Origin of the sequence: Flavobacterium glycines, from assembly GCF_900100165.1 — a bacterium.
GTDB classification, from domain to species: Bacteria; Bacteroidota; Bacteroidia; order Flavobacteriales; family Flavobacteriaceae; genus Flavobacterium; species Flavobacterium glycines.
This window is the reverse complement of sequence record NZ_FNEO01000001.1, coordinates 696,045-716,523: the sequence shown is the minus strand read 5'-3', so window position 1 is coordinate 716,523 and position 20,479 is coordinate 696,045. Positions and strand designations below refer to the sequence as shown.

General features: G+C 35.8%; 23 protein-coding genes. 10 read left to right on the top strand and 13 right to left on the bottom strand.

Features of this window, described 5'->3' with window-relative positions:
* Positions 1–116: 116 nt before the first annotated feature.
* The 9 genes from ricT to BLR17_RS02640 all read left to right on the top strand — a co-directional run bounded on the left by ricT (position 117) and on the right by BLR17_RS02640 (position 8,614).
* Positions 117–1,427 (top strand): regulatory iron-sulfur-containing complex subunit RicT, encoded by a 1,311-nt coding sequence (ricT, locus tag BLR17_RS02680; protein WP_066327952.1) that lies wholly within the window; start codon positions 117–119, stop codon positions 1,425–1,427.
* Entirely contained in the window at positions 1,411–1,890 is a 480-nt protein-coding gene (locus tag BLR17_RS02675) for a gliding motility lipoprotein GldH (RefSeq protein ID WP_066327954.1), read from the top strand. Before ricT ends, BLR17_RS02675 begins: the two co-directional genes overlap by 17 nt.
* Before the next feature lie 9 nt (positions 1,891–1,899).
* Entirely contained in the window at positions 1,900–4,203 is a 2,304-nt protein-coding gene (locus tag BLR17_RS02670; RefSeq protein ID WP_066327956.1) for a penicillin-binding protein 1A, read from the top strand.
* Between the two features lie 27 nt (positions 4,204–4,230).
* Complete coding sequence (locus BLR17_RS02665; protein ID WP_066327958.1) at positions 4,231–4,653, top strand: GNAT family N-acetyltransferase; 423 nt, start codon at positions 4,231–4,233, stop codon at positions 4,651–4,653.
* Between the two features lie 86 nt (positions 4,654–4,739).
* Positions 4,740–5,441: a CoA transferase subunit A gene (locus tag BLR17_RS02660; protein ID WP_066327961.1), complete on the top strand. Its 702-nt coding sequence runs from the start codon at positions 4,740–4,742 to the stop codon at positions 5,439–5,441.
* 171 nt (positions 5,442–5,612) lie between these two features.
* Positions 5,613–6,272 (top strand): CoA transferase subunit B, encoded by a 660-nt coding sequence (locus BLR17_RS02655; RefSeq protein WP_066327970.1) that lies wholly within the window; start codon positions 5,613–5,615, stop codon positions 6,270–6,272.
* A 7-nt stretch (positions 6,273–6,279) separates the two neighbouring features.
* Positions 6,280–7,020: a prolipoprotein diacylglyceryl transferase gene (locus BLR17_RS02650; protein ID WP_066327972.1), complete on the top strand. Its 741-nt coding sequence runs from the start codon at positions 6,280–6,282 to the stop codon at positions 7,018–7,020.
* Positions 7,010–8,407, top strand: coding sequence for a radical SAM protein (locus BLR17_RS02645; RefSeq protein ID WP_066327974.1), 1,398 nt, complete (start codon positions 7,010–7,012; stop codon positions 8,405–8,407). The genes BLR17_RS02650 and BLR17_RS02645 overlap by 11 nt, the downstream gene beginning before the upstream one ends.
* A 3-nt stretch (positions 8,408–8,410) precedes the next feature.
* On the top strand, positions 8,411–8,614 hold the full coding sequence (locus BLR17_RS02640; protein ID WP_066327975.1) for a hypothetical protein: 204 nt from the start codon (positions 8,411–8,413) through the stop codon (positions 8,612–8,614).
* Positions 8,615–8,691: 77 nt separating this feature from the next.
* Here the strand turns inward: BLR17_RS02640 and BLR17_RS02635 are convergent, their stop codons facing one another.
* From BLR17_RS02635 to BLR17_RS02605, 7 genes are all read right to left on the bottom strand, one after another.
* A complete protein-coding gene (locus BLR17_RS02635; protein WP_066327976.1) occupies positions 8,692–10,293 on the bottom strand; it encodes a fumarate hydratase in 1,602 nt (533 codons plus the stop codon).
* 268 nt (positions 10,294–10,561) lie between these two features.
* Positions 10,562–10,747, bottom strand: a complete 186-nt coding sequence (locus BLR17_RS02630) for a hypothetical protein (protein ID WP_139068356.1) — start codon at positions 10,745–10,747, stop codon at positions 10,562–10,564.
* Between the two features lie 152 nt (positions 10,748–10,899).
* Positions 10,900–12,339, bottom strand: a complete 1,440-nt coding sequence (locus BLR17_RS02625) for a nucleoside recognition domain-containing protein (RefSeq protein ID WP_066327980.1) — start codon at positions 12,337–12,339, stop codon at positions 10,900–10,902.
* Between the two features lie 116 nt (positions 12,340–12,455).
* On the bottom strand, positions 12,456–13,169 hold the full coding sequence (locus BLR17_RS02620) for a 3'-5' exonuclease (protein ID WP_066327983.1): 714 nt from the start codon (positions 13,167–13,169) through the stop codon (positions 12,456–12,458).
* Positions 13,170–13,176: 7 nt separating this feature from the next.
* Positions 13,177–14,334 (bottom strand): serine hydrolase domain-containing protein, encoded by a 1,158-nt coding sequence (locus BLR17_RS02615; RefSeq protein ID WP_066327984.1) that lies wholly within the window; start codon positions 14,332–14,334, stop codon positions 13,177–13,179.
* A gap of 61 nt (positions 14,335–14,395) precedes the next feature.
* Positions 14,396–14,884, bottom strand: a complete 489-nt coding sequence (locus tag BLR17_RS02610) for a methylated-DNA--[protein]-cysteine S-methyltransferase (protein ID WP_066327986.1) — start codon at positions 14,882–14,884, stop codon at positions 14,396–14,398.
* Positions 14,874–15,767 carry a LysR family transcriptional regulator gene (locus BLR17_RS02605; protein ID WP_066327987.1) on the bottom strand — a complete coding sequence of 298 codons (894 nt, stop codon included), beginning with the start codon at positions 15,765–15,767 and terminating at the stop codon, positions 14,874–14,876. The genes BLR17_RS02610 and BLR17_RS02605 overlap by 11 nt, the downstream gene beginning before the upstream one ends.
* A 91-nt stretch (positions 15,768–15,858) precedes the next feature.
* Here BLR17_RS02605 and BLR17_RS02600 point away from each other — a divergent pair, with 91 nt between their 5' ends.
* Entirely contained in the window at positions 15,859–16,566 is a 708-nt protein-coding gene (locus BLR17_RS02600) for a class I SAM-dependent methyltransferase (protein WP_066327988.1), read from the top strand.
* Positions 16,567–16,763: 197 nt separating this feature from the next.
* Here BLR17_RS02600 and BLR17_RS02590 read toward each other — a convergent pair whose 3' ends face one another.
* The 6 genes from BLR17_RS02590 to BLR17_RS02565 all read right to left on the bottom strand — a co-directional run bounded on the left by BLR17_RS02590 (position 16,764) and on the right by BLR17_RS02565 (position 20,419).
* Positions 16,764–17,162, bottom strand: a complete 399-nt coding sequence (locus BLR17_RS02590; RefSeq protein WP_066327993.1) for a c-type cytochrome — start codon at positions 17,160–17,162, stop codon at positions 16,764–16,766.
* A 62-nt stretch (positions 17,163–17,224) separates the two neighbouring features.
* The gene (gene hemB / locus BLR17_RS02585; RefSeq protein ID WP_066327995.1) at positions 17,225–18,220 is read right to left on the bottom strand and encodes a porphobilinogen synthase; all 996 of its coding nucleotides are present in this window, start codon (positions 18,218–18,220) and stop codon (positions 17,225–17,227) included.
* Between the two features lie 55 nt (positions 18,221–18,275).
* Entirely contained in the window at positions 18,276–18,629 is a 354-nt protein-coding gene (locus tag BLR17_RS02580; protein ID WP_066327998.1) for a four helix bundle protein, read from the bottom strand.
* 46 nt (positions 18,630–18,675) lie between these two features.
* Positions 18,676–19,578: an oxygen-dependent coproporphyrinogen oxidase gene (gene hemF, locus BLR17_RS02575; RefSeq protein ID WP_066328006.1), complete on the bottom strand. Its 903-nt coding sequence runs from the start codon at positions 19,576–19,578 to the stop codon at positions 18,676–18,678.
* 36 nt (positions 19,579–19,614) lie between these two features.
* A complete protein-coding gene (locus tag BLR17_RS02570; protein ID WP_066328007.1) occupies positions 19,615–20,034 on the bottom strand; it encodes a hypothetical protein in 420 nt (139 codons plus the stop codon).
* Between the two features lie 10 nt (positions 20,035–20,044).
* Positions 20,045–20,419, bottom strand: coding sequence for a hypothetical protein (locus BLR17_RS02565; protein ID WP_066328009.1), 375 nt, complete (start codon positions 20,417–20,419; stop codon positions 20,045–20,047).
* Between the last annotated feature and the right edge of the window lie 60 nt (positions 20,420–20,479).

Here is a 20,479-nt window from a genome sequence, read left to right as displayed (position 1 = left end):
ATTAAGAGCTAAAGGCATTTTTAACGGTTGTGAGGTAAACTTAAAATATACTATCTTTACCGATTCAACGTTTTAAGAACTTAAGTTGCGCAAGTCGCAACACTACATATAAAATTATGGCATGTGCAAGTTGTTCAACCTCTGATGGTAGCGCACCTAAAGGTTGTAAAAATAATGGTACTTGTGGCACTGATAGCTGCAACAAATTAACGGTTTTCGATTGGCTTTCTAATATGAGTTTGCCTAATGGCGAAGCCCCTTTTAATTGTGTTGAAGTCCGTTTTAAAAATGGTAGAAAAGAGTTTTACCGCAATACTGAAAAATTGACTTTAAGTATGGGGGATATAGTAGCTACAGTAGCTTCTCCCGGTCATGATATTGGTATTGTAACTCTTACAGGGGAATTGGTTCGTATCCAAATGAAGAAAAAAGGTATTAATCCTGATGCGAATGATATTCCAAAAATTTACCGAAAAGCTTCTCAAAAAGACATCGATATTTGGACTGCTGCCCGAAGTAAAGAAGAACCAATGAAAGTTCGTGCACGAGAATTAGCCATTGTACAAAAGCTGGAAATGAAAATTTCTGACATTGAATTTCAGGGAGATGGTTCAAAAGCTACGTTTTATTATACTGCTAATGACCGTGTGGATTTCAGACAGTTGATTAAAGATTTTGCTAAGGAATTCAGCACCCGAATTGAAATGAAGCAGGTAGGTTTCCGTCAGGAAGCGGCCCGTTTAGGAGGAATTGGTTCCTGCGGACGCGAATTATGCTGTTCCACCTGGTTAACTGATTTCAGAAGTGTAAATACTTCAGCAGCACGTTACCAACAATTGTCTCTGAATCCGCAAAAATTAGCGGGTCAGTGTGGTAAATTAAAATGTTGCTTGAACTATGAATTAGATACTTACATGGATGCCCTGAAAGGATTTCCTGAATTTGAAACCAAATTAATTACCGAAAAAGGGGATGCCGTTTGTCAAAAACAGGATATTTTTAAAGGTTTGATGTGGTTTGCCTATACGAACAATTTTGCCAATTGGCATGTATTAAAAATTGATAAGGTTAAGGAAATTATAGCCGAAAATAAGCAGAAAAAGAAAGTAGCTTCGCTTGAAGATTATGCTATTGAGGTAACCCAGGAAGTTGAAAAAGACTTTAATAATGCGATGGGGCAGGAGAGTTTAACTCGTTTTGACCAGCCAAAAAAGAGTAAAAGACACAATAAAAAGCCTAAAAAAGCAGTTGAAAATTCAGTGGCTGCTGCTCCAACTGCTAAAAAGCCATCGAATAAAAATAAACAATCAAATAAACCTGCTCAGCCAGCTCAAACTGCTCCAAATGAGCAAAAACCAGCTTCTGAGAAAAAGTCTAAAGGACCCAGAAAACCTATAATTATTAAAAAAAATGAGGCTAAAAAATAGCGTTTTAATACTTTTAGTGAGCATGCTCTTTTTTTCTTGTGATAAAAAAAGGGTTTTTGATGAATACAAATCTGTTGGTAGTGGATGGCATAAGGATAGTGTTGTTTCTTTCAACTTGCCAGAATTGGATTCTGCTAAAAAGTACGATCTTTTTATAAATATCAGGGACAATAATAATTATCCTTTTAACAATCTTTTTTTGATTGTAACTTTAGAAAAACCGAATGGTTATACCAAAGTAGATACGCTGGAATATCAAATGGCAGCACCGGATGGAACACTTTTGGGTGATGGATTTACCGATATTAAAGAAAGTAAATTGTATTATAAAGAGAATGTAAAATTTAGAGGAAAATACAAACTCAACATCAAACAAGCTGTTAGAGAAGGAGGTAAAGTTCCCGGAGTTACTCAATTAGAGGGTATTACAGAAGTTGGTTTAAGAATTGAAAAAAAAGAATAAAAAATAGTTATGGCAGTTAAAAAGACAAATAATGCAGAACACGATGTAAAGTATTATGCAAAAAAATTCTGGAAGTTTTTCTTTTATGGATTAGGAGGAGTTTTTCTTTTTTTCCTATTTGCTTCCTGGGGACTTTTTGGTTCCATGCCTTCTTTTGAAGACTTGGAAAATCCGGATTCCAATTTAGCTACCGAAATTATTTCTTCTGATGGAGTAGTAATTGGAAAATATTTTCAGGTAAACCGTTCCCAATTAAAATATTCTGATTTACCAAAAAATCTTGTAGATGCTTTAGTAGCAACCGAAGATGAGCGTTTTTATGAACATTCAGGTATTGATGGAAGAGGGACTTTGAGAGCCATTTTGAGTTTAGGAACTAATGGAGGTGCAAGTACATTGACCCAACAATTAGCCAAACAATTATTCCACGGTGAAGGTTCTAAATTTTTACCGTTTCGTATTGTTCAAAAGGCTAAAGAATGGATTATTGCTATAAGGTTAGAAAGACAATATACTAAGAATGAGATTCTTGCTATGTATTGCAATGTGTATGATTTTGGAAATTATGCTGTTGGAGTAAGTTCGGCTTCACAAACCTATTTCTCAAAAACACCTAAAGAATTAACCGTAGATGAATCGGCAATGTTAGTGGGAATGTTTAAAAATTCAGGTTTGTATAATCCGGTAAGAAATCCTGTTGGTGTAAAAAACCGCAGAAATGTGGTGCTTGCGCAAATGGAAAAATCACATATGATTACTGAAGCTCAGAAAGAAAAATTACAGGCTTTACCAATCAAGTTGAAATTTAAATTAGAAAGCCACCGTGAAGGAACAGCAACTTATTTTAGAGAGTATTTGAGAGAATACATGAAAAAATGGGCTGAAACGAATAAAAAACCGGATGGATCAGACTATGACATTTACAAAGACGGATTAAAGATTTACACTACGATTGATTCCAGAATGCAACTACATGCCGAAGAAGCTGTGGCTGCACACATGGCTAATTTACAGGAACAATTTTTTATTGAACAAAAAGACAATAAAAATGCACCTTTTGTAAATATTACCGAAAAAGAAACCAATCGTATTTTAAAGCAGGCAATGAAGGCTTCTAACCGTTGGTTTATTCTGAAATCGATGGAAAAAACCGATGAGGAAATCATTGAATCTTTTAATAAAAAAGTGCCAATGACTGTGTTTACCTGGAAAGGGGAAAGAGATACTATTATGACACCTCTGGATTCTATTCGTTATTACAAACACTTCCTGCAATCTGGATTAATGGCAATGGAACCTCAAACAGGACATATTAAAGCCTGGGTGGGAGGTATTAACTATAAGTATTTTCAATACGATCACGTAGCTCAGGGAGCAAGACAGGTAGGCTCTACTTTTAAACCTTTTGTTTATGCAACTGCAATCGAACAATTGAACATGTCACCTTGTGATACCATCATTGATGCACCATTTACAATTCCTGTTGGACGTCATCACGTGACCGAAACCTGGACGCCAAAAAACTCAAACAATACTTACCTTGGAATGGTAACTTTGAAAAAAGCATTGGCTAATTCGATCAATACCGTTTCGGCTAAATTAATTGATAAAGTAGGTCCGGAAGCGGTTATTAAATTAACTCATAAATTAGGAGTTAAAACTAGTATACCGGCTCAGCCTTCTATTGCGCTTGGAGCAGTTGATATTACGGTTGAAGAAATGGTAGCTGCTTATAGTACTTTTGCTAATCAGGGAGTGTATAATAAACCTCAGTTTTTATCCAGAATTGAAGATAAAAGCGGAGTAGTTATTTATGAACCAATACCGGAATCGCATGATGTATTGAATAAAGATATTGCATTTGCTGTGGTTAAATTACTGGAAGGTGTAACCGAAGGAGGTTCGGGTTCCAGATTAAGAACGGAATACGGAGGTAGCGGTGACAACCGTTGGACAGGTTATCCGTATGTGTTTAAGAATCCAATTGCCGGTAAAACAGGAACAACACAAAATCAATCAGACGGATGGTTTATGGGAATGGTTCCTAATTTAGTAACCGGAGTTTGGGTAGGTTGCGAAGACCGTTCGGCACGTTTTAAAAGCCTTACTTACGGTCAGGGAGCTACTGCTGCTTTGCCTGTTTGGGGATATTTTATGAAGTTGTGTTATGAAGATCCGAATTTAAAAGTGTCCAAAGAAGATTTTGAACGTCCGGCCAATCTTTCTATAAAAGTTGATTGTTACCAACCTAGAAAAGTAAGAGATACTGTTGCAAAAGATTCAACCCAAACAACAGATGAATTTGAATTTTAAAGCCGTTTTTAATTTTATTTGTTAATCATGACTGAAATTAAAATTGCAATTACAGATACAGAAATAGCTTCCTGCTGGGAAGCTATTTCTGTATTACGACCTATGTTAGAAAGAGAAAATTTTGTTTCTCAAATTCAGAATTTACAAAAAGAAGGCTATCATTTGCTTTATATTCAGGAAAAGGATAAAACGGTTGCAATTGCCGGTTATCGTATCTATACGATGTTGTATTGTGGTAAAATGCTTTATCTGGATGATCTTTCAACATTGGAAGAATACCGAGGTAAGGGTTATGCAAGCCAGCTTTTAAATCACCTGAAAGCAATTGCTTTGGAAAATAACTGTGTTTCGATTCAGTTAGATTCCGGTCCGGCCAGAACTACTGCGCATAAACTCTACTTCAAAGAGGATTTTACCATTAGCGCTTATCATTTTCATAAGAAATTATAAAGGGTTTATTTTTTTCGAATTGTAATATTGTTTTTTATTTTTAGAAATAAAGCCTTATTTTTAAGAATCAAAAACTACAATTCCTTATGATTAATAAAAAAGTAAATTCGGTTCAGGAGGCATTAGAAGGTATTTACGATAATGCAACTATTATGTTTGGTGGTTTCGGATTGTGTGGTATTCCTGAAAACGCTATTGCCGAATTAGTTCAAAAAGGAACTAAAAATCTCAGTTGTATTTCAAACAATGCCGGTGTGGACGATTTTGGTCTGGGATTGCTTTTGCAAAAAAGACAAATCCGGAAAATGACTTCTTCCTATGTGGGAGAAAACGCCGAATTTGAACGTCAGATGCTTTCGGGAGAATTGGAAGTCGAATTAATTCCGCAAGGAACTCTGGCTGAACGCTGTCGTGCGGCTCAGGCAGGAATTCCGGCTTTTTATACTCCGGCGGGATATGGAACCGAAGTAGCGATTGGTAAAGAAACCCGCGAATTCAACGGGAAAATGTATGTGATGGAACAGGCTTTCAATGCCGATTTTTCCATTGTAAAAGCCTGGAAAGGCGATACGGCAGGAAACCTAATCTTCAAAGGAACTGCTCGAAATTTTAATCCTGTAATGGCAGGTGCCGGAAAAATAACCATTGCCGAAGTGGAAGAATTGGTTGAAGCCGGAAGCTTAGATCCTAATCAAATTCACATTCCCGGAATTTTTGTACAACGTATTTTTCAGGGTGAGAAATATGAAAAACGGATTGAGAAGAGAACGGTTCGAAAAAGAGAATAGAAGAAAGAAACTAGAGAAAAGAAATAGTGCTCAGTGATCAGTCCCGAAGTTTCGGGATTACTGTTCAGTTTGAATAGCACTTAAATGAACTTCAATTTCTTATATGGTTCAAAAAAATGTTCTATTTGAATAGAAAACTTATATGACTTATATGTTTTAAAAAATAAAATTATGCCTTTAACAAAAGAAGATATCGCCAAAAGAATTGCCCGGGAACTCAAAGACGGCTATTTTGTGAATTTAGGGATAGGAATTCCTACTCTGGTGGCTAATTATATACCTGAAGGAATAAACGTTGAAATACAAAGCGAAAATGGCGTTCTGGGCATGGGGCCTTTTCCTTTTGAGGGCGAAGAAGACGCTGATCTTATCAATGCGGGCAAGCAAACTATTACCACGTTAGCCGGAGCTAGTTTTTTTGATTCGGCAATGAGCTTTGGGATGATTCGCGGTAAGCATGTCGATTTGACAATCCTTGGCGCTATGGAAGTGGCTGAAAATGGCGATATAGCCAATTGGAAAATTCCCGGTAAAATGGTTAAAGGAATGGGAGGGGCGATGGATTTAGTGTCCTCTGCCGAAAATATCATTGTGGCGATGATGCACGTCAACAAAGAAGGAGAGTCTAAAATTCTTAAAAAATGTACTTTGCCTTTAACTGGTGTAGGTTGCGTCAAAAAAATAGTAACCGAACTGGCCGTCATGGAAATTACTCCAAAAGGAATTAAGTTATTAGAAAGAGCTCCGGGAATATCAGTTGAACATATTATCGCTTCGACTGAAGCGAATTTAATCATTGAAGGTGATATTCCTGAGATGGTGATAGATTAAGAAAGAAATGACTCTGCCTTTCGCCCCAGTTTTTTTAGGATATCAAATAAATATTCATCTGGTTTTAGAATATCTGGCTTTCTTTTTGGGATTTCGCTATTATTTATTTCTTCGAAAAAAATCAACGGATCATATTTCAGGCATCAATAGACTTTCCATTATTCTTGGAGCAATTCTTGGTGCTTTTTTAGGTTCGAGAATTATGGGTTTTCTGGAGAATCCTGTTCTTCCGGATTCGGTTGAATCATGGGTTGCTATTTTCAATTTTAAAACCATTATGGGTGGTTTGTTTGGAGGTTTATTAGGAGTAGAACTTTCGAAAAAAATAATCGGTGAAAAACAATCTTCGGGAGATTTATTTGTTTTTCCAATTCTTCTGGGGATTTTTATTGGCCGAATAGGATGCTTTCTGTCCGGAATAAATGAATTTACCTATGGGGAGAAAACTTCCTTCTTTATGGGAATGAACCTTGGCGATGGTTTAAAAAGACATCCATTAGCTTTGTATGAATTGATTTTTGTAAGCTTTTTATTTTTATTTTTATGGAAATTAAAAGATAAAGAACTTAAAAACGGTATGCTCTTCCGGTATTTCATGATTGCTTATTTTGCATTTCGTTTTTGTATTGAATTTTTAAAACCCAATGTGTTCTTTCTTTTCGGTTTAAGCAGTATTCAGTTATTGTGTTTGCTGTGTTTAATTTATTATCATAAAACAATTTTAAGCTTATTTAAAAATGCCAGTTAGAAATTACACCTATTACGATTATACTTTAAGTCTTTGTCCGGAATGCTTAAAACGAATTGACGCTAAAATTGTTTTTGAAAACGATAAGGTGTATATGCTCAAAAATTGCCTGGAACATGGAAAATCCAAAGTGTTGATTGCAGATGATATTTCATACTATAAGAACATCAGAAATTACAATAAACCTTCTGAAATGCCTTATAAATTTAATACCAAAACAGATTATGGCTGTCCCTACGATTGTGGTTTATGTCCGGATCATGAACAACATTCCTGTTTAACGGTTGTTGAAATTACAGATAGATGTAATTTAAGCTGTCCTACCTGTTATGCGGGTTCTTCGCCCACTTATGGCAGACATCGTACTTTGGAAGAAGTAAAAGCCATGCTGGATGCCATTGTTCGCAACGAAAAAGAACCGGATGTAGTACAAATAAGCGGCGGAGAGCCTACGATTCATCCGCAATTTTTTGAAATATTGGATTACGCAAAATCACTTCCAATCAGGCATTTGATGTTAAATACCAATGGAATTAAAATTGCCAAAGACAAGGAATTTGCCAGACAATTAAAAAGCTATGCTCCTGATTTTGAAATTTATTTGCAATTTGATTCATTTGAAAATAGTGTGTTGCAAGAATTACGTGGTGCCGATTTGAATGAAATTCGAAAACAAGCCATTGAAAATCTGAACGAATTGAATCTTTCTACTACCTTGGTTGTTACGCTTCAAAAAGGATTGAATGATAACGAAATAGGTAAAATAATCGAATTTGCTTTACAGCAAAAATGCGTTCGGGGAGTTACTTTTCAACCTACACAAATTGCCGGTCGATTGGAAAATTTTAATCCCGAAACCGATCGGATGACGTTAACCGAAGTAAGGCGTAAAATTTTGGAACAAACTACTATTTTTAATCCTGATGATTTATTACCGGTTCCTTGTAATCCCGATGCTTTGGTAATGGGTTATGCATTAAAATTAGGCAATGAAGTATTTCCTTTAACACGTTATATCAACCCGAATGACTTACTGGATAACAGTAAAAACACTATCATTTACGAACAAGATGATGTGCTTAAGGAAAAAATGATAGAACTTTTTAGCACTGGAAATTCAGTTGAAGTAGCCGAAGAAAATCTAAAATCCATTATGTGTTGTTTGCCGTCAATTGATGCTCCCGATTTAGGTTATGATAATTTATTTCGAATTATCATCATGCAGTTTATTGATGCTTATAATTTTGATGTCAGAGCGATTAAAAAATCCTGTGTGCACATAGTTGATAAAGATTATAAAATCATTCCTTTTGAGACGATGAATTTGTTTTACAGGGATGATAAAAAAGTACGTCTGGAAGAATTGAGAAATCTAATAAAAACTTAAGTTATGATAGCATTAGAAGGTAATATAGATTTTGGAGGAATTATTGTAATCATGATAATGATAATGGTTGTACCACCAATATTATTATCCATTATAGGTTTTGCAATGAAAAAAGACAAACCCAGAACAGCCAAAGTATTTTTTATTTTAGCCGCTTTGTATTTGCTGATTGGCTTAGGTATTTGTGGTAGTATATTGACTGCCTGATAAAAAAAGAAACCGCAAATTCACAGTTTTAATTTGTGAATTTGCGGTAAAAAATATTCTAAGTTTAGAATTTCAGATTATAAATTCTCAAAGAAATCATTTCCTTTATCATCAGTTATAATAAAAGCAGGGAAATCTTTAATAGTGATTTTTCTAACGGCCTCCATTCCTAATTCTTCAAAGTCAACTACTTCAACTGAAAGGATATTTTCTTTTGCTAAAATAGCAGCTGGACCACCAATAGAACCCAAATAGAATCCGCCGTAAGTTTTACAAGCGTTCATCACATCCTTAGTTCTGTTTCCTTTGGCAAGCATCACCATACTTCCACCATTTTTCTGGAATTCTTCTACATAAACGTCCATACGTCCTGCAGTTGTTGGACCAAAACTTCCCGATGGCATTCCGTCCGGAGTTTTAGCAGGACCAGCATAATAAATCGGGTGGTTTTTAAAGTACTCCGGCATAGGTTTTCCGGCATCCAGTAATTCTTTGATTTTAGCGTGGGCTATATCACGAGCCACAATTAAAGTTCCGTTTAATTTCAAACGTGTTTTAATTGGGTATTGAGATAATTTCTTAAGAATCTCGCTCATTGGTTGGTTCAAATCAACCTCTACAGCTTCTTCTAAATGCGGTGGCGTTTCAGGTAATAAACGTTTTGGATTTACCTCTAATTGCTCTACGAAGATTCCGTCTTTGGTAATCTTTCCTTTGATATTTCTGTCGGCAGAACAGGAAACTCCTAATCCTACAGGACAAGAAGCAGCGTGACGTGGCAAACGGATTACACGAACGTCATGAGTGAAATATTTACCTCCAAATTGCGCTCCAATAGCACTTTCCTGGCAAATTTTTTGCACTCTTTTTTCCCACTCTAAGTCACGGAAAGCCTGACCGGCCATGTTTCCTGTAGTAGGTAAATTATCATAATAACCCGCAGAGGCTTTTTTAACAGCTGCCAAGGTTGCTTCGGCAGAAGTTCCTCCAATCACTAAAGCCAAGTGGTAAGGCGGACAGGCAGAAGTTCCTAAATCCATTATTTTAGCACGAATAAAAGCATCCAATGATTTTTCGTTCAATAGGGATTTCGTTTGTTGGTACAAATAGGTTTTGTTAGCCGAACCTCCTCCTTTTGCTAAAAACAGAAATTCGTAAGAAGCACCTTTTTTAGCATAAATATCAATCTGAGCCGGAAGATTCGAACCTGAGTTCTTTTCTTCAAACATGCTGATAGGTACAATTTGAGAATAACGAAGGTTTCTTTCGATATAAGTATTAAAAATACCTTTAGAAAGCCATTCGGCATCATCAACGCCCGTATATACATTTTCTCCTTTTTTGGCCATTACAATCGCTGTTCCGGTGTCCTGACAGGAAGGTAATTCCCCATCGATAGCTACTACGGCATTCTGTAATAAATTATAAGCCACAAATCGGTCGTTGTCGGTTGCTTCCGGATCGTCAAGAATAGCTCTTAATTTTTCCAAATGTGAAGTACGCAACATAAATGAAACATCTTTCATGGCTTCCTGCGAAAGTAATTCCAAAGCTTTTGGGTCAACAGTTAGGATTTCGCGGTCTCCTAGTTTTTCTACTTTTACGTAGTCTGAAGTTATTTTACGGTATTGGGTATCGTCTTTTAAAATTGGATAAGGATCCTGATAAATAAAGTCCATTGGTATTTTATTTTTTTTGACAAATATAAAAATTATTTAGCGTAGCCACAGTCTTTTAACAGCTGTGATTCCTTCGTAAAATCAAACTTTTTGTTATAAAAACAAGCAAAAAGAGATGATATTTATGCAATACCATCTCTTTATGTGTCTGATTAATGTTTTAAAAACTAGCTTAATAAGCTGGTAACTAAAAATAGAATTAGCAATCCTATAGCAATGTATTTAGTGTATTTTGACATTTTTTTAATTATTTAAAGTGATTAATAGATTATTTATTATGACCTGGAGCATAGTATTTTGCGCTTTTGCTTCCCGTCATTTTTTTAGCCTGTCCTGGGGGAATTTTACCCGATGATGAATTATTTCTGGTATAAACAACACCGCAACTCAATAAACTGGTAAGTAAGAATAGGATTAGCAATCCAATTGCTATATATTTAGTGTACTTTGACATTTTTATTTGTTTGTATAAAATTCAAAAGAATGAAAAATAGATTAAAATCCCTAAGATAACGGCAATAATTTTCTATTATTTTCTTTAGATATTAAAATTCAATTAACCACAAATTCCGCAAATTTTCAAAGATTATTTGCGGTTATGATTCTCTAAAAAAACCAGCTCGCCACAAAAATCGCGGTAATCACACAAACCACATCAACCAGAAGCATCGTGCCTAAGGCATAACGTGTGTTTTTAATATTTACCGAACCAAAATAAACAGCAATTACATAAAAAGTACTCTCGGCACTGCATTGAAAAATACTGCTCAAACGTCCTGTTAAAGAATCGGCGCCAAAAGTATTCATCGAATCAATTAAAAATCCTCTGGAACCTGCAGAGCTGAAAGGTCTCAATAAGGCAACAGGCAAAGCGTCTACAATTTCTTTATTAACTCCCATATTTGAGAAAACAAACCCAAGTCCGTTGCTGATGATTTCAAATAGGCCGCTGTTTCTAAACAATGAAATAGCAACCAACATTCCCAAAACATAAGGGAAAATAGTAACCCCGGTTTTTACTCCGTTATTGGCTCCCGATACAAAAGCTTCAAAAACGGTGGTGTTTGCCTCGGTAAATTTCTTTTCCTTTTTGAACGAAAAAAACAAGGTTAGAGCAATAATACCCACTAAAATCAATCCCGATAGATTTGAAGTAAAATAGTTTTTACCAATTAAATCCAGATGATTTACATACATCAGCAAACCAACAATAGCAGCAATTAATGCCATTAAGGACAGCACTAAAGAGGCGCTTTTAAAATTGATTTTTTGTCTTATTCCCACAATTAAAAATGCAGCAATGGTACCAATGAAAGAAGTAATGATACAAGGGAGCATCACATCGGCAGGATTGGTTGCATTAGCCGCAGCGCGGTATCCAATGATGGAAGTGGCAATTAACGTAAGCCCTGAAGCATGCAAGCACATGAACATAATTTGGGCATCGCTGGCCTTGTCTTTTTCGGGGTTTATTTCCTGTAAACTTTCCATCGCTTTGAGTCCAAAAGGCGTAGCAGCCGAATCCAATCCCAGAAAATTGGCGGCAAAATTCAGGGTCATATATGAAATCGAAGGGTGGTTTTTAGGAATACTTGGAAACACTTTTACAAATACCGGACTCAGTGCTTTAGCCAGATTTCCTGAAGCTCCCGAAATGATTAAAAGTTCCATTAGGCCACAGAAAAAAGCCAAATAAGCCATAAGCGGCAATACCAAATCCATCAAAGTATTTTTGCAGGTAGGCAGTAAACCGTCCGATTTTTGAATACCACTGAAAACTTTTACGGTCTTGTTTTTATACACATAAGTCGTGTCGGCATTGAGTGTATCACGATTGATAATCAGGGTTTGATCTGGAGCTTTTTTTATGCTGTCTTTGATAAAGGCAGGAAGTTGTTCCACATATTTCTCTGAAATCAGGATGGGATCGTCTTTTTTTCCATTCAAAACATAATCAATGGTGTAAGTTTGAGCAGTGAACAAACTCACCACAATAAATACAATTGACGAAATAAAAATAGCTAACCAAAATCTGCTTAATACCATAATTTTTTAATTTTTGTAAAAATAATAATTCAATGTCAATCTCAATATCAAAAATCAATTTCAATCCCAAAAGGAGTTTTTTTATTGTTATTGAATTTTGCAATTGTTATTGAAATTTATACATGAATAATCTCCTCTTCAATCAATAACTCTTCCCGTCTTAAGCGGAGGAAAATCTGCGCTACGGCAATGGTGTCTTTTTCGCAATAAGTGACAATGCGGTCAATGTCTTTTTCCACATAAAAAACATGTCCCACCTGACTGCCGTCGATATCGCCTTTCGGAGAAGGGATTCCGAGGACTTTGCACATTAGTTTTAATGAAGTGAAATGTTTGTAATCGCCAAATTTCCACAATTCCAAAGTATCTAAATGCGGAATTTCCCAGGGTTTTTTACCAAATAAATTCAACTTGTCAGGAATGGGGATTTGATTGATAATCATGCGTCGCGCCAGAAACGGAATGTCAAATTCTTTGGCATTATGTCCGCACAACAGATGTTGTGGACCGTTGAAATGATTGTTCAACAGATTATTGAAATCTTTTAAAAGCTTTGGTTCTTCTCCAAAAAAGGAAGTCACTCTGAAATTCCGAACATCACCTTTAATGACAAAAAATCCAACGGAGATACAGACAATTTTTCCGAATTCGGCCCAAATTCCGGCACGATCATAAAATTCCTCGGCGGAGATTTCTTCTTTACGTTGGTATTGGGTTTTTTGCTCATACAAAGCCTGCATTTCTGAGTCTAAAGAATTGAAATCTGCTGTTTCCGGAACAGTTTCAATGTCCAGAAAAAGGATATTGTTGAGGTTTATCTTTTCAATCATAGTTTTATTATTTGGCTTGTTGGAGCATTTTATAAGTTTCTTCTAAATAGACATAAAAATCATCGCTGTGTGGTGAGCCGGTAGTACTTGGCTGATCATGATTCCCTAATCTTACAATAATCAGATTATCTTCCGGAACTACAATTACATATTGTCCCAAATGCCCACGCATGTAAAAAACTTTTTTGTTGTTAAAAGTACTCAGCCACCAGCCGTAGCCGTATTGTGGCGAATTTTTAAATCTTGGAGTCACTGATTTAGTTACAAAAGCGCTGTCTAAAATTTGTTGACCGTTCCATTTTCCATGTTGCAGATAGAGTTTTCCAAATCGGGCAAAATCTCTGGCATTACTGGCAATACAGCAAAAGGCTTTTACCATTCCGTCTTTTTTATCGGTTTGCCAAAAAGCATCACTTTCAGCTCCCATAGGTTTCCAGAAGGATTCTGAAACATAATCAGCCAGACTTTTTCCAACAGCTTTTTCAATGCACATTGCCAGAAGTTGGGTGTTGCCGCTTAAGTATTTGTATGTTTTTCCCGGTTCTTCAATGCCTTTCAAATTTAATATGACCGGAGTTAAATTTTTATCAAAATAAGCCTGAGTAGTGATTGAAAATGGGTCGTAGTAGGCTTCGTCCCATTCGAAGCCCGAGGACATGGAAGCCAGGTCGCCAACAGTCATTTGTGCCGATTTACCTTTTTTGAATTCAGGGAAAAAGTCACCTACTTTTGTGTCTAAATTTTTGATTTTCCCTTCCATAATGGCTTTTCCCAATGAAGCGGTTACAATGCTTTTGGCCATAGAAAAAGAATTGGATTTAGTATCCTTGCTGTAATTATCATAATAGTTTTCGTTCCAGATACTATCATTTTTGATGATTAAAAAAGCAACTGTGCCAATTTCCTCATGTAGTTTTTCAAGTCTTTCGGTTGGTTTTACCAGATTGTAATCTTTGGCTAAATTCCAAGTTTGTGGTTGGTTACTTTTCTGAATAATTCGATTGTCAAAATACTGATAATCATCTAAAAAAGCAGTTGAATGTCCGTTGAAATAAGTAATTCTAATAGCTCTTAACAAATAGTCTTTCTTGAAAATATAAAGCGAAAGGATTAGAGCACCAATGAAAATGAGTAATTTGACAAGGAATTTTTTGAGTTTTTTCATGAGGTTTGAATTAGCTTCAGTACGAATTTACATAAAAAACGATAAAGGTATGTTTTAATTTTTAGAACAAAAGTTCTTGTTTTCGCGATGGGTTTTCGTGTTCCAGAAGCCATTTTTTGCGCCACAATCCACCTGCATAACCTGTGAGAGAACCGTCAGTTCCAATGACCCTGTGGCAGGGTACCACAATCCACAACGGATTTTTACCATTGGCGGAAGCCACAGCACGAATGGCTTTGACATCGCCTAATTTTTTGGATAGATCCAAATAACTCATCGTTTTTCCAAAAGGGATTTCGACTAAGGCTTTCCATACTTTTTGCTGGAATTCGGTTCCGGATGGATTCAGTTTAAAATTGAAATCCGTCCTTTTTCCTTCGAAATAATCATTCAATTGAGAAACGGCTTCCTGTAAAACTTCAGGAATTGTTTCGGAAACTGTGCCTTCATCAGCAATTGAAATAACCGAAATTCCGTTTTCATCGCCAATGATTTTGGCAATTCCCAGAGGGGTTTTAAAGTAAGCTATATTTTGATCGTTAGTTTTCATTTTTACTATTTTGTTCCATTAAGAATGCTATTGCTGCTTTTGAAATTTCCGAGGGATTTCCTTTTGGCGTAGCCAATAAAATATCAGTGAAAAGAGCCGTTTTTTTAAGTTCTACGAATTCTAATTCGGGATAATTATGACTTTTTTTAATGGCGGTTGGCACAATCGAAATGCCCAATCCATTTTTAACCAACTGGATAATCGACGAAATATTATTGGATTCGTGAACAACCTTGGGATTAAAAACATATTGGGCACAAATCTGTAATAAAGCATCGTAAAAATAAGGCGCATATTGCTTATTAAAAAATACAAATGTTTCTTCTTTCAAATGTGCCAAATCTTCTTCGGATGTAATGTTGTATTTATTTCGATTAAATACCAGTGAAAAACTATCTTTAAACCAGAGTTGCGAAGCTATTTTTGGCGAATGCAAAGGTGCGCGAATGATTCCAAAATCAATTTTTCCTTCTTCTAAAGCAGCGATTTGTTTGACTGTCGGCACCTCATAAAGGCGAAAATTGACATACGGATATTTATCAGATAGAAATTGTAACAGCTTTGAAATATCTCCTGAAAAAGTGGAACTCACATAGGCAATCCGAAATTCGCCGCTTTGATTTTGACTGATTTTTTTGGTAGTTAAATTAATGCGTTCCAGATTTTGAACTAATTCCTGAATTTCTTTTTGATAATATTTACCGGCATCGGTTAGGATTACGCGTTTGTTATTTCGTTCGAAAAGTGTGGCGCCCAGTTCGGTTTCCAGTTCTTTAATCTGTCTGCTTAACGGCGGTTGGGAAATGAATAATTTGTCGGCAGCACGGACAAAGCTTAGTTCTTCGGCTAATTTTAAGAAATATTTTAAGTGACGCAATTCCATAAATACTTTTTAAGTATTAATAATTGACAAAATAAGCATTTTTAAGTCATAAATGAAAATTATAGGTTTGTAAAAATAAAAACCAATAATCATGAAAAAATCAACAGTAACAGAAATCAGGGAACGTTTTGACAACGAGGTCGAACGTTTCTCCAATTTAGAAACAGGGCAGGTGGCCACGATGGATGCTAAAATTGCTTTAGAATTAATTACCTGCACTGCAAGAGCCGTAAAACCGGAAGCTAAAACTATTTTGGATTTAGGTTGCGGAGCCGGAAATTATACCTTGAAAATGTTGTCTAAGGTGCCTGATTTGAATTGTACTTTGATTGATTTGAGTCAGAATATGTTGGATAAAGCTCAGGAACGGGTTTCGGCAGCAACAAACGGAAAAGTGGAAACGATTCAGGGTGATATTCGGGATATTGAATTACCCAAAAATCATTTTGATATTATCTTGGCAGGTGCGGTTTTGCACCATTTACGTGAGGATTCCGATTGGGAAATGGTTTTTCAAAAATTGTATGATAGTTTGACACCTGGCGGTTGTTTTTTGATTTCCGATTTGTTGATTCAGGATCATCCGGGAGTAAATCAATTGGTTTGGAAAATGTATGCCAATTATTTGAATGACCATGGAGGAGGGGAATACCAGCAGAAAGTTTTTGATTATATCGAAAAAGAAGATACACCAAGATCGATGACCTACCAATTGGATTTAATGAAAAAAGTAGGTTTTTCAAGTACGGAAATTTTGCATAAAAATGCTTGTTTTGGGGCTTTTGGAGGGATAAAGTGATTTAACCGCAAAGGACGCAAAGTTTTTTCGCTAAGTATGCAAAGAAGTTATTACAAAACACAAAAACCATTCAGAACATTGAATGGTTTTTGTGTTTTTAGCCCCGATAGAAGGGAAAATCCTTTCGTTTTTTTCTTTAAAAAAGGAAAGATTGGAATGATAGCGGGAAATTGCTCCTTCCTTTTATTGTATGAAATTTATTTTAAATTCGAATAAATATAAGCTTCTAAGCCTTGTAATTCTTTATCTGAAAATGTCTTTGTTAATGTAAGATTCGCTTGCATTACGGCAAATTGCGAAGGATCAACTATGGCTTCGCTTTCTCCTTTTAAGAAAGTAACTATGTTGCCATTTTTTTCTTTGTAAATTTTAGCAATATCCTGTAGGCTGGGACCAATTAGTTTTTCATCCGTTTTGTGACAGGAAATGCAGTTTCCTTTGCTCTCAAAGATAACTTTTCCAAGTTCTTCCGGTGCTAATTCTTTGTCTTCTTTAGCAACAGTGGTGTTTTGGTCTTCTTTTCCAAAAGATTCACTGCTTTCTTTTTTACAAGCAAAGGCAAAAACAACTATTGCTATAAATGCTAGTTTTTTCATGTGTTTTTCGTTTTTAGTGATTCCAAAAATAAATTATTTTTTGGTTTTAAATTAAAAACTGTTTATTTCTTTAAAAGTATTGCTGCTTCTTTGGCAAAATAAGTCGAAATCAGGCTGGCTCCGGCTCTTTTAATACACATTAATTGCTCCATCATGATTTTGTCGTTGTCAAGCCATCCTCTTTCGGCAGCGGCTTTAATCATTGCGTATTCGCCTGAAACATGATAAACCGTCACCGGAACATTCACGGCGTTTTTAACTTCTCTAACGATGTCTAAATAGGCAATTCCGGGCTTTACCATCACCATGTCGGCACCTTCTTCGACATCCCAAAGGGCTTCTTTTATGGCTTCGATGCGATTTGCATAGTCCATTTGGTAGGTTTTCTTGTCTTTTGGAACAACAACGTCAGCTTCTTTAGGTGCAGAATCTAAAGCGTCTCTGAAAGGCCCGTAAAATGCCGAAGCATATTTAGCCGAATAACTCATAATTCCCACATTGTGAAAACCAGCTGCATCCAATCCCTGACGCAAACGTAACACGCGACCGTCCATCATATCCGAAGGAGCTACGAAATCGGCACCGGCTTCGGCATGAGAAACCGCCATTTTTACCAAAGCATCGTTAGTCGAATCGTTTTCGACATCGCCGTTGGCAATAATTCCGTCGTGCCCGTAAATGGAGTAGGGATCTAAAGCTACATCGGGCATTACTATCATTTCAGGACAGGCCGCTTTAATGGCTCGGATAGTTTGTTGCATCAATCCGTTTGGATTCCAGGCTTCTTTACCGGTATTGTCTTTTAGATTTTCACTTACTTTTACGTAAATATTCACCGCGCGAATGCCTAAATCGAATAATTCCTTCACTTCTTCCACCGTTAAATCTATCGAACGGCGGAAAATTCCCGGCATCGATGGGATTTCTACTTTTACGTTTTCGCCTTCGGCAATAAACATAGGAAACATAAAATCACTCGGACTTAATGTAGTTTCACGAACTAAACTTCTAATCGATTCGTTAACGCGTAATCTTCTGCCTCTTTGTAGTGGGAACATAATATTTTAGCTTTTAGCTTTTAGCTTTCAGCAATTAGCCTTCTGCTTTCAGCGATTAATTATTTAATTTTGAAATTAGACTATTAAGCATTTTTTTAATTTCTTCAATTTGAGATAATAGTTTTTCACTTGACTCTTTACTGATAAAACTTAAATCAGTACTCAATATAAATTGGTATTCTAATTCATTTGCAGACCCAAATGCTATAATTAAAAATCGAGCAAAATCCTTGTCTGAATTTCTACCGCAACCCTCAGCAATATTAGTTGGTATTGAACTTGCGGATCTTTTCATTTGACTCGTTAAGCCAAAAAGTTCTTCTTTTGGAAAAGTATTTAATATTTTATAAACGTCAAGGGTTAATTGATGTGATTTTTGCCAAACTGTAAAATTTTTATAATCTTTCATAATTTTAAATTTAGGCTAATTGCTAAAAGCTGAGAGCTAATTGCTTCTATATCCACTCAATCGGATTTTCTAATATATTAATTAACTTTTCTTCTTCACTTCCCGCTTCCGGATGATGGTCGTAAACCCACTGTACATGTGGTGGTAAACTCATCAAAATAGATTCAATTCTTCCGTTGGTTTTTAAACCAAATAAGGTGCCTTTGTCGTGTACCAAATTGAATTCCACATAGCGTCCACGACGGATTTCCTGCCAGTTTCTTTGCGCTTCAGTATAAGGTAAATCTTTTCTTCGTTCTACAATTGGCACATAGGCTTGAAGAAAACTATTTCCAACTTCAGTAACGAAATTGAACCAATTTTCCATTGACATTTGCTCTGTTGCTTTGCAATAATCGAAAAACAATCCGCCAAGACCACGGGCTTCGTTGCGATGCGCATTCCAGAAATACCCATCACATTGTTTTTTGTATTTTGGATAAAACTCAAGATTATGCTTGTCGCAAGCGGTTTTGCATGTTTGATGAAAATGGATTGCATCTTCTTCAAACAAATAATAAGGCGTTAAATCCTGTCCGCCGCCGAACCATTGCTGGATTACGTTTCCGTTCTCATCATACATTTCAAAATAACGCCAGTTGGCATGAACTGTTGGCACCATTGGGCTTTTTGGGTGTATCACCAAACTCAGTCCACAGGCAAAAAAATCGGCTTCACCTACGTTGAATAATTTTTGCATGGAATCCGGTAATTTACCGTGAACAGCCGAAATATTCACTCCTCCTTTTTCGAAAACTTTTCCGTTTTCAATTACGCGTGTTCTTCCGCCGCCACCTTCCGGACGTTTCCAAAGATCTTCTTTAAATTTGGCCTGACCGTCAATTGCTTCCAGTCCGGCTACGATTTGATCTTGGAGATTTTGTATGTAGGCGTAAAATTGTTCTTTCATTATAAATTGGTTCTAATTTAATATGTGGAGATTAAATTAATTCATATATTTTATTTTCTTTCCACTTTCTTGAATTTCTATTTTAACAACCTCAGAAAAAGGAATTTTAACAGTCATCCATGGTAACAATCGAGCCTTATAGCCAGTTAGCGTATCATTTTTTAATTTCATACTGTCAAAATAAAAATGGTTACGCTTTCCATTATTCAATGTGACCCGCATTTCTAATGATGGAGCATTATCGAGCATTTGTGTTTCTCCATTTTTATCAACTACATTGATTTTTTTAATTTGAAAACCATTATAATAGATTGAACCAGATATACTTTTTGATGTAGAAAGATCATAATCAACATTGCTAAATTGGCTCTTAAAACTTTCAGGTGTTACTGTATAGGTCTTACATGACAAAAACAACAAACAAGGAACAAATAATAAACTATATTTTAACTTCATAGCTATTTCATTATAAATTGGCTTTTGCGGAAGCTATTTTATTAAAAATTCCAAACGAAAAAGTCTTGCTTTCCGTTTGGATGTGATTGTAAATGCTAATGGCTTTTTCTGCGAAATCAAATTGATTTTCTTTAGAAAAGCCAACTAAAAAATCAGCAAATTGTTCTTTTTGATTCCAGTCCAGATGCAATCTGTCTAAAAGTACAATTAAGTCATTTGGCGTAATTGAAATTAAACTTTCAATATTCAGCCCGAAATCTTTTAGTGCTCCTTCAATTTGGTCTTGGTCAAATGCTTTTTTAGGCACAAAAACCAACGAATGCAACGTTTTTAGCACATTGTCTATTCGTATACTTTCCTGGTCTCTTAAGCCTTTGTTTAGCATTTTATTTGGTTGTTAGTTGCTAGTTGTTAGTTGACAGTTACTATGATTTTTTCAAACAAC

What these genes read in the sequence shown, in the direction of transcription:
- ricT (WP_066327952.1), top strand. Translation starts at nt 117, where the DNA reads ATGGCATGTGCAAGTTGTTCAACCTCTGATGGTAGCGCACCTAAAGGT.
- BLR17_RS02675 (WP_066327954.1), top strand. Translation starts at nt 1,411, where the DNA reads ATGAGGCTAAAAAATAGCGTTTTAATACTTTTAGTGAGCATGCTCTTT.
- BLR17_RS02670 (WP_066327956.1), top strand. Translation starts at nt 1,900, where the DNA reads ATGGCAGTTAAAAAGACAAATAATGCAGAACACGATGTAAAGTATTAT.
- BLR17_RS02665 (WP_066327958.1), top strand. Translation starts at nt 4,231, where the DNA reads ATGACTGAAATTAAAATTGCAATTACAGATACAGAAATAGCTTCCTGC.
- BLR17_RS02660 (WP_066327961.1), top strand. Translation starts at nt 4,740, where the DNA reads ATGATTAATAAAAAAGTAAATTCGGTTCAGGAGGCATTAGAAGGTATT.
- BLR17_RS02655 (WP_066327970.1), top strand. Translation starts at nt 5,613, where the DNA reads ATGCCTTTAACAAAAGAAGATATCGCCAAAAGAATTGCCCGGGAACTC.
- BLR17_RS02650 (WP_066327972.1), top strand. Translation starts at nt 6,280, where the DNA reads ATGACTCTGCCTTTCGCCCCAGTTTTTTTAGGATATCAAATAAATATT.
- BLR17_RS02645 (WP_066327974.1), top strand. Translation starts at nt 7,010, where the DNA reads ATGCCAGTTAGAAATTACACCTATTACGATTATACTTTAAGTCTTTGT.
- BLR17_RS02640 (WP_066327975.1), top strand. Translation starts at nt 8,411, where the DNA reads ATGATAGCATTAGAAGGTAATATAGATTTTGGAGGAATTATTGTAATC.
- BLR17_RS02635 (WP_066327976.1), bottom strand. Translation starts at nt 10,293, where the DNA reads ATGGACTTTATTTATCAGGATCCTTATCCAATTTTAAAAGACGATACC.
- BLR17_RS02630 (WP_139068356.1), bottom strand. Translation starts at nt 10,747, where the DNA reads ATGTCAAAGTACACTAAATATATAGCAATTGGATTGCTAATCCTATTC.
- BLR17_RS02625 (WP_066327980.1), bottom strand. Translation starts at nt 12,339, where the DNA reads ATGGTATTAAGCAGATTTTGGTTAGCTATTTTTATTTCGTCAATTGTA.
- BLR17_RS02620 (WP_066327983.1), bottom strand. Translation starts at nt 13,169, where the DNA reads ATGATTGAAAAGATAAACCTCAACAATATCCTTTTTCTGGACATTGAA.
- BLR17_RS02615 (WP_066327984.1), bottom strand. Translation starts at nt 14,334, where the DNA reads ATGAAAAAACTCAAAAAATTCCTTGTCAAATTACTCATTTTCATTGGT.
- BLR17_RS02610 (WP_066327986.1), bottom strand. Translation starts at nt 14,884, where the DNA reads ATGAAAACTAACGATCAAAATATAGCTTACTTTAAAACCCCTCTGGGA.
- BLR17_RS02605 (WP_066327987.1), bottom strand. Translation starts at nt 15,767, where the DNA reads ATGGAATTGCGTCACTTAAAATATTTCTTAAAATTAGCCGAAGAACTA.
- BLR17_RS02600 (WP_066327988.1), top strand. Translation starts at nt 15,859, where the DNA reads ATGAAAAAATCAACAGTAACAGAAATCAGGGAACGTTTTGACAACGAG.
- BLR17_RS02590 (WP_066327993.1), bottom strand. Translation starts at nt 17,162, where the DNA reads ATGAAAAAACTAGCATTTATAGCAATAGTTGTTTTTGCCTTTGCTTGT.
- hemB (WP_066327995.1), bottom strand. Translation starts at nt 18,220, where the DNA reads ATGTTCCCACTACAAAGAGGCAGAAGATTACGCGTTAACGAATCGATT.
- BLR17_RS02580 (WP_066327998.1), bottom strand. Translation starts at nt 18,629, where the DNA reads ATGAAAGATTATAAAAATTTTACAGTTTGGCAAAAATCACATCAATTA.
- hemF (WP_066328006.1), bottom strand. Translation starts at nt 19,578, where the DNA reads ATGAAAGAACAATTTTACGCCTACATACAAAATCTCCAAGATCAAATC.
- BLR17_RS02570 (WP_066328007.1), bottom strand. Translation starts at nt 20,034, where the DNA reads ATGAAGTTAAAATATAGTTTATTATTTGTTCCTTGTTTGTTGTTTTTG.
- BLR17_RS02565 (WP_066328009.1), bottom strand. Translation starts at nt 20,419, where the DNA reads ATGCTAAACAAAGGCTTAAGAGACCAGGAAAGTATACGAATAGACAAT.